Source organism: Streptomyces sp. SID14478 (assembly GCF_010548525.1).
GTDB lineage: Bacteria > Actinomycetota > Actinomycetes > Streptomycetales > Streptomycetaceae > Streptomyces.
Window position 1 is genome coordinate 1 of record NZ_JAAGMG010000524.1, and the last position, 6924, is coordinate 6924.

General features: G+C 72.8%; 9 protein-coding genes. 4 read left to right on the forward strand and 5 right to left on the reverse strand.

Annotation, left to right across the window (positions count from 1 at the left end; translation table 11 throughout):
• On the reverse strand, window positions 1-633 hold a 633-nt coding region (locus G3I40_RS17215; protein ID WP_164303035.1), incomplete at its 3' end, for an enterochelin esterase domain-containing protein.
• A gap of 228 nt (window positions 634-861) precedes the next feature.
• Between G3I40_RS17215 and G3I40_RS17220 the strand changes: the two genes are divergently transcribed.
• Together G3I40_RS17220 and G3I40_RS17225 are read left to right on the forward strand one after the other, a co-directional pair.
• Window positions 862-1272 (forward strand): SRPBCC family protein, encoded by a 411-nt coding sequence (locus tag G3I40_RS17220; RefSeq protein WP_164303036.1) that lies wholly within the window; start codon window positions 862-864, stop codon window positions 1270-1272.
• A gap of 178 nt (window positions 1273-1450) precedes the next feature.
• Window positions 1451-1912 carry a pyridoxamine 5'-phosphate oxidase family protein gene (locus tag G3I40_RS17225; protein WP_164303037.1) on the forward strand — a complete coding sequence of 154 codons (462 nt, stop codon included), beginning with the start codon at window positions 1451-1453 and terminating at the stop codon, window positions 1910-1912.
• Window positions 1913-1923: 11 nt separating this feature from the next.
• Here G3I40_RS17225 and G3I40_RS17230 read toward each other — a convergent pair whose 3' ends face one another.
• Together G3I40_RS17230 and G3I40_RS17235 are read right to left on the reverse strand one after the other, a co-directional pair.
• The gene (locus G3I40_RS17230; RefSeq protein WP_164303038.1) at window positions 1924-2478 is read right to left on the reverse strand and encodes a YbaK/EbsC family protein; all 555 of its coding nucleotides are present in this window, start codon (window positions 2476-2478) and stop codon (window positions 1924-1926) included.
• 43 nt (window positions 2479-2521) lie between these two features.
• Entirely contained in the window at window positions 2522-3094 is a 573-nt protein-coding gene (locus tag G3I40_RS17235) for an XRE family transcriptional regulator (RefSeq protein WP_164303039.1), read from the reverse strand.
• A 127-nt stretch (window positions 3095-3221) separates the two neighbouring features.
• Between G3I40_RS17235 and G3I40_RS17240 the strand changes: the two genes are divergently transcribed.
• Window positions 3222-4091 carry a DMT family transporter gene (locus G3I40_RS17240; RefSeq protein ID WP_164303040.1) on the forward strand — a complete coding sequence of 290 codons (870 nt, stop codon included), beginning with the start codon at window positions 3222-3224 and terminating at the stop codon, window positions 4089-4091.
• A gap of 14 nt (window positions 4092-4105) precedes the next feature.
• Here G3I40_RS17240 and G3I40_RS17245 read toward each other — a convergent pair whose 3' ends face one another.
• Entirely contained in the window at window positions 4106-5407 is a 1302-nt protein-coding gene (locus G3I40_RS17245; RefSeq protein ID WP_164303041.1) for an MFS transporter, read from the reverse strand.
• Between the two features lie 81 nt (window positions 5408-5488).
• Window positions 5489-6103: a LysE family transporter gene (locus G3I40_RS17250; RefSeq protein WP_164303042.1), complete on the reverse strand. Its 615-nt coding sequence runs from the start codon at window positions 6101-6103 to the stop codon at window positions 5489-5491.
• Between the two features lie 69 nt (window positions 6104-6172).
• On the opposite strand from G3I40_RS17250, the gene G3I40_RS17255 reads away from it, so the two are divergent.
• Window positions 6173-6924, forward strand: a 752-nt coding sequence (locus G3I40_RS17255) for a LysR family transcriptional regulator ArgP (RefSeq protein WP_164303043.1), incomplete at its 3' end; no start/stop codon positions are given.

Here is a 6924-nt window from a genome sequence, read left to right on the forward strand (position 1 = left end):
GCGGTGCCCGCCGAGCGCGGCGGCGTCCACCCGGTGCCGTGCGACGCGTCCGGCGGGCGCCGTGTCGCGCCGCTCGGTCCACGCTTCGGCGGGGGCGTGCGGCAGGGCGAAGACGGACGTCTCGGCGGCACCCCAACGGGCGGGTAGAGAACGGGGGTTGAACGGGTCACCGGCGGCGTGCACGGCGAGCGAACGCAGTCGCGCCTGCAGCACGTCGGGGTCGGCGGGCGGCTCCTTCGCGGAGACGTCGGCGGCGATCCGGTAGGTGCCGCGGTGGTCCGCGCGCAGCGTCAGGCCGAGGTGCCAGATGTCGGTGCCGGGGGCCCGTTCCATGAGGGAGCCGGCGAGGTGGTCCGGGTCGACGAGCCGGTTGGCCAGGAGCAGGACCTGCCGAGTGGTGCGGTGGCCGCGCCACAGGAAGGTGACCGTCCGGTGGTCCGGGGCGTCGGCGATCTCCTCGACGAGCGGAGCACTCCGCCCGGCCACCTCCTGCCAGAAGTCCTCGGCGACGCGGGCACGTCCGGCGACGTCCGCCGCGGCCAGCCGCTCCAGGAGCCGGGTCACCGAAGGACCGGCCGTACGGGCCGGCCGGTGGTCCGGCAGGGCGGCGGGCGCCGCGAACTGGACGTGCATGACTCCTCATTTCCCGTGACCGAGCGAGCGGGTGACCGTGCGCGCGGGTGACGGGGCGGCGACACGGGCGTACGACGGCGTGCCCGGCGGCCGAGCAGTGACAGTCCCATCGCCCGCAGCCCCGCCCGCTTAGGTTAGCCTAAGCTAACCAATGCTCCCTGGGTGCCGGATCGACCACGTCCGATTCGTTCAAGAAAACGCGAGCACCGGCCCACTAACCTCACGGGCATGAACAGCGCCGGCAGGGAATCACGCCACCTCAGCGTCCACATCGACCGCCCCCGCGACGAGGTCTACGCCTACGCGTCGAATCCGGAGAACCTGCCCGTGTGGGCCCATGGTCTGGGCGGCTCCATCACGGAGACCGATGGTCAGTGGGTGGCCGAGTCCTCGCCCATGGGAAGGGTCGTGGTGGCGTTCGCCCCGCACAACGACCTGGGGGTGCTCGACCACGACGTCACCCTGCCGTCCGGGGAAACCGTCTACAACCCGGTCCGCGTGATCAGTGACGGCACGGGGAGCGAGGTCGTGTTCACGATTCGCCGGCAGCCGCAGATGAGCGACGCCGACTTCGCGCGCGACGCCGACACGGTCGCCGGGGACCTGAACCGGCTCCGAGAACTGTTGGAGTCCGCGTAGCCGCGGACCGGCGGTTCGACTGCCGCGTCCGTTCCGCAGGGCAGGGGCCGGCCCCATGGACCGGCTCGCCCCGCTCCGCCGCTCCGACGGCCCCGTGACGCGCGCCCGGCCCTCCGGCCTCTGACCTAGGCCGCGCGCCCGATGCGGGTCGCGCACGCGCTGGCTAGGGTCGGCGTCCATGCACGCTACGGAGATCACGCGCCGCACCACGGCGCAGCGCAGGCGCGACACCCTGGACCGGCTCGACGCGGAGCGCGACGTGTGGCTGTCGACGGCCCACCCGGAGCACGGCCCGCACCAGGTTCCGCTGTGGTTCCTGTGGGACGGGCGGGCGTTGTGGATGAGTACCGGCGCGGCCTCCGCTACGGTGCGCAACGTGCGGGCGGAGCCGCGCGTACGCCTGGCGCTGCCGGACACGTTCGACGTGGTGCTGCTTCAGGGAGAGGCCCGGGCCTTCGCCGAGAGCGAGGTTCCCGAGGAAGCCGCCGCCGCGTTCGCGGACAAGTACGGCTGGGATCCGCGGGCGGAGGAGTCCGCCTTCTCCTACCTCCGCGTCGAGCCGACGACGGTGCGCGCCTGGCGCGGAGTACCGGAGTTTCGGGGCAGGGTCATCATGCGCGACGGGGCATGGCTGGAGTGACGCGGCGCGTCCTAGACGCCGAGTCCTTCGAGCACCACGGCGCCCGGCAGTTCCGCCAGGGCCTTGCCGGGGACGATCAGCTTGCCGCGGCGGGTGCCGCTGCCGACGAGGACGTACGGGAGGTCGGCGACGGCCGCGTCCACGAGGACCGGCCAGTGGGCGGGCAGACCGATCGGGGTGATGCCGCCGTACTCCATGCCGCTCTCGCCGACGGCGGTGTCCATCGCGGCGAACGAGGCCTTGCGGGCACCCAGTTGACGTCGCACGACGCCGTTCACGTCGACCCGGGTCGGGGAGAGCACGACACAGGCCGCGAGGGTGGACTCGCCGCCGCGCTTGCCCGCGACGACCACGCAGTTCGCGGACCGCGCGAGCAGTTCGGGCCCGTAGTGCTCGACGAACGTGGCGGTGTCGGCCCACTCGGGGTCGGTGTCGACGTGGATCAGCTCCTGCGCGGGCACCGTGCCCTGCCAGTTCCGTACGGCGTCGGCGACGGGCCGGGTCAGCAGGTCGAGGGCTTCGGGGGCGGGGCGGACGTAGTCGAAATCGCCGAGGGGTGCGCGCATGACGGCACGCTAACAGCCGCTCCGCGCACGGGATGCGGCCGTCTCAGCGTTCGAACGGCACCGACACCGCCATGACCAACCGGGCAGGTACGTCACCGTCGTTGCGGTACTCATGGGACACGTCGGCCTCGAACGTGACGCTCGCCCCCTCGGGCACCCGGTGCACGGCGCCGTCCACGACCAGCGTCAGCTCCCCCTCGGTGACGTGGAGCAGTTCGACGGTGCCCTGCGGATGCGGGTCGGACGGGCTGCCCTCGCCGGGCAGCAGGAACCAGTCCCACATCTCCAGCGGGCCCGGCGCCTCGGTACCGGCGAGCAGCCGGTGGTAGCTGCCCGCCTCCGTGGACCACAGGCGCACCGCCTGCTCCGCGGGCACGATCCGCACCTTGGGACCCTGCTCGTAGTCGAGCAGCGTGGTGATACTGACGCCGAGCGCGTCCCCGATCTTGACGACCGTGCCGATGCTCGGGTTGGTGCGGGCCTGCTCGATCTGGATGAGCATGCCGCGGCTGACACCGGCCCGGCCGGCGAGCGCGTCCAGGGTGAAGCCGCGCTCGGAGCGCCAGTGTTTGACGTTGCGGGCGAGCGACTGGGTCAGCAGGTCGAGGTCCGACACATTCCGTCCAGGAGTGAGGCACAAGGGAGCGGGCGGGAAGTCCAATATTTTGGATGACAGCGTTCAGTTCAGCGAACTACGTTGTGGTGCACCACAACGTTCAGCAAACTGTACTGCGAGGCTCGGCATGACAGCACTCTTCGCCCTGGCCACCAGCCTGCTCATCGGCCTGGCCGACTTCGGCGGGGGGCTGCTGACCCGACGCACCCCCGCCCTCACGGTCGTGGTCGTCTCGCAGTCCATCGCCGTGGTGGTGCTCGGCGCGGTCGTCGTCGCCACGGGCGGGTGGAGCGAGGCCGGTCCACTGCTGTGGTTCGCCGTCGCCGCGGGGCTGATCGGCCCCCTCGCCATGCTCGCCTTCTACAAGGCGCTCGCCCTCGGCCCGATGGGCGTCGTCTCGCCCCTCAGCTCCATCGGCGTCGCCGTCCCCGTGGGCGTCGGCCTCTCCCTCGGTGAGCGGCCGGGGCTGTTGCAGGCCGCGGGCATTCTCGTCGCCGTCGTGGGAGTGCTCCTCGCGGGCGGCCCCCAACTGCGGGGCGGCGCACCGGTGCAGCGGCAGGCGGTACTGCTCACGCTGGTCGCCGCCTTCGGCTTCGGTGCGGTGATGGCCCTGATCGCGCAGGCGTCGACCACACTGACGGGGCTGTTCCTCGCCCTGTTCGTACAGCGGCTGACGAACGTGGTGGCGGGCGGCGCCGCGCTGTACGCCTCGGCGAGGCGCGGCGCCCGGGTGCTCCCGCAGGAGGGCGGCCTGCGCCTGGTCCGGGCCTCGCTGCCCGCCCTCGCCTTCGTGGGCCTGGCCGACGTGGCCGCGAACGGCACGTACTCGCTGGCGGTGCAGCGCGGCCCGGTGACGGTGGCCGCGGTGCTCGCGTACCTGTACCCGGTCATCACGGCGCTGGCGGCGCGCGGCGTCCTGAGCGAGCGGCTGCGCGGCGTCCAGGCGGCGGGGGCCGGACTCGCCCTGGTCGGCACCTTGTTGCTCGCGACGGGCTGACCCGGGCCCGCCTCTCAGATGCGGTACTTGCGCAGCGCCGGGACCGCGAGGGCCAGCCCCGTCATGGCGGCGACGACGAGGAGGCCGCCGCCGACCACGGCCGTACGGGCGCCGAAGACCGAGCCGGCCGAGCCGTGCAGGACGTCGGCGAGCCGGGGCCCGCCCGCGACGACGACCGTGAAGACGCCCTGCATCCGGCCGCGCATCTCGTCGGTGGCCGCGGAGAGCAGGATCGCGCCGCGGAAGACCATCGAGACCATGTCGGCGACGCCCGCGACCGCCAGGAACACCACCGCGAACCACAGGCTCCGGCTCAGCCCGAAGCCGGTGATCGCGGCGCCCCAGGCGACGACCGCACCGATCACCATCCAGCCGTGCCTGCGGGCCCGCGAGAACGTCCCCGAGAACAGCCCGCCCAGCACCGCCCCGATCGGGATCGCCGCGAACAGCAGCCCGAGCGCGAGCCCCTCGCCGTACGGGGCGTAGGTCTCGGCGGCGAGCTGTGGGAACAGGGCGCGGGGCATGCCGAAGACCATGGCGATGATGTCCGCGAGGAACGACAGCAGCAGCACCTTGTGAGCGGAGATGTAGCGGAACCCGGCGACGATCTCCCGCACCCCCGCCTTCCGCTTCGTCCCCGTGTCCAGCGGCGGCAGCGACGGCAGCCGGTACACCGCCCACACCGTGAAGCACAGCGCCAGGGCGTCGATCAGATACAGCTCGGGCAGACCGATGACGGGGATGAGGACCCCGGCGAGCAGCGGGCCGACGACCTGGCCGGTCTGCATGACGGTCGAGCCGAGCGCGTTCGCCGCGGCGAGTTCGCCCTCGGGCACGAGGCGGGCGATGGAGGCGGTGCGCGCCGGGGCGTTGAGACCCCAGAACGCCTGCTGCATCGCGAGCAGGACCATGAGGACGGCCACCGAGTCGAGCCCGGTGAGGGCCTGCAGCCAGAACAGGACCGAGGTGACGGCGATGCCGCAGTTGGTGATCAGGAGCAGCTTGCGGCGGTCCATGCTGTCGGCGACGGCGCCGCCCCACAGCGCGAACACGATCAAGGGCAGCAGCCCGGCCATGCTCGCGGCGCCGACCCACGCCGAGGAACCGGTGATGTCGAAGATCTGCTTGGGCACGGCGACCGCGGTGAGCTGGCTGCCCACGGCGGTGACGATGGTCGAGGACCACAGGCGGCGGTAGGCGGGGATGCGCAGCGGGCGGGTGTCCATGGCGACCCGCCGCCAGCCGCGCCGCGGCTCGCCGGCCGTCGACGACGGCGGTGCGGATTCGGCCCCTGTGCTGCTCTCGCTCGTGTCCACGGTCTTCCTGGTTGCTCGCTACACCTATCGAATGCAGGGTTCACTATCGCAGCACTGCCCGAACCGCCGTCACCCGGACTCTCACGCACCGGCGACGAGCATGCCCCCCATCGCGATCATGGTGGCGGCGACCAGTCCGTCCAGGACCCGCCAGGCGGAGGCCTTGGCGAAGAAGCGGCCGAGCAGCCGGGCCCCGAACCCGAGGGCGGCGAACCAGACCAGGCTGGCGAGGGCCGCGCCGACGCCGAAGTCCCAGCGCAGCGCACCTCGTCCCGCGGCGACGGAGCCGAGCAGGAGGACGGTGTCGAGGTAGACGTGCGGGTTGAGCCAGGTCATCGCCAGACAGGTCAGCACCGCCCGCCGCCGCGTCCCGCCCGCCTCGCCCTCGGCGCGCAGCGTCCCCGCCGGCTTCAGCATCCGGCGGGCGGCGAGGGCCCCGTAGCAGAGCAGGAACGCACCGCCGATCAAGCCGACCGCGGTCACCGCCTGCGGCCACGCGACGACCACGGCCCCGACACCACCGACGCCCAGGGCGATGAGCAGGGCGTCGGACAGGGCGCAGATGCCGACCACCGCGAGGACGGCGTCACGGCGGATGCCCTGGCGCAGGACGAAGGCGTTCTGGGCACCGATGGCGACGATGAGCGAGAGGCCGGTGCCGAACCCGGCGGCCGCGGCGGAGAGTGAAGCGGTCATGTCCTCGACGCTACGGAGATGATCACTACAGGTACAGCTAAAGATTTTTACGTACCCTTAGCGCTCGTGATGATTCCGGAGCTCCCCCTCGACCAGGTCCGTACGCTGCTCGCCGTGGTCGACGAGGGCACGTTCGACGCGGCCGCCGCGGCGCTGCACGTGACGCCGTCCGCGGTCAGCCAGCGCGTGAAGGCCCTGGAGCAGCGCACCGGCCGGGTGCTCCTCGTCCGTACGAAGCCGGTGCGGGCGACCGAGTCGGGGCAGGTCGTCGTCCGGTTCGCCCGTCAACTGGCCCGCCTGGAACGGGACGCGTACGCCGAGCTGGGCATGAACGGGGACGACGAGGGGCCGACCCGCGTCTCGATCGCGGTGAACGCGGACTCCCTGGCGACCTGGCTGCTGACGGCGCTCGCCCGCGTGCCCCAGGACCCGCGGATCTGCTTCGAGCTGCGCCGCGAGGACCAGTCCCGTACGGCGACGCTGCTGCGGGAGGGCCGGGTGATGGCCGCGGTGACCTCGTCGCCCGACGCCGTGGCGGGGTGCGCGGTGCGGGCCCTGGGCCGCATGCGCTATCTCGCGGTGGCGAGTGCGGACTTCGCCGAACGCCACCTCGCCGGGCCCCTGCCCGCCGCGCTCGCCGCCGCACCCGTGATGACCTTCGACCGCGGCGACGACCTGCAGGACGGCTTCCTGCGCGACTGGGCCGGGATCCCGGCGGGCCCGGTGCGCCACGCCGTCCCCACCTCGGAGGGCTTCGTCGAGGCGATCGCGGCGGGCCTGGGCTGGGGCATGGTCCCCGAGGTGCAGGCGGAGCCGCTGCT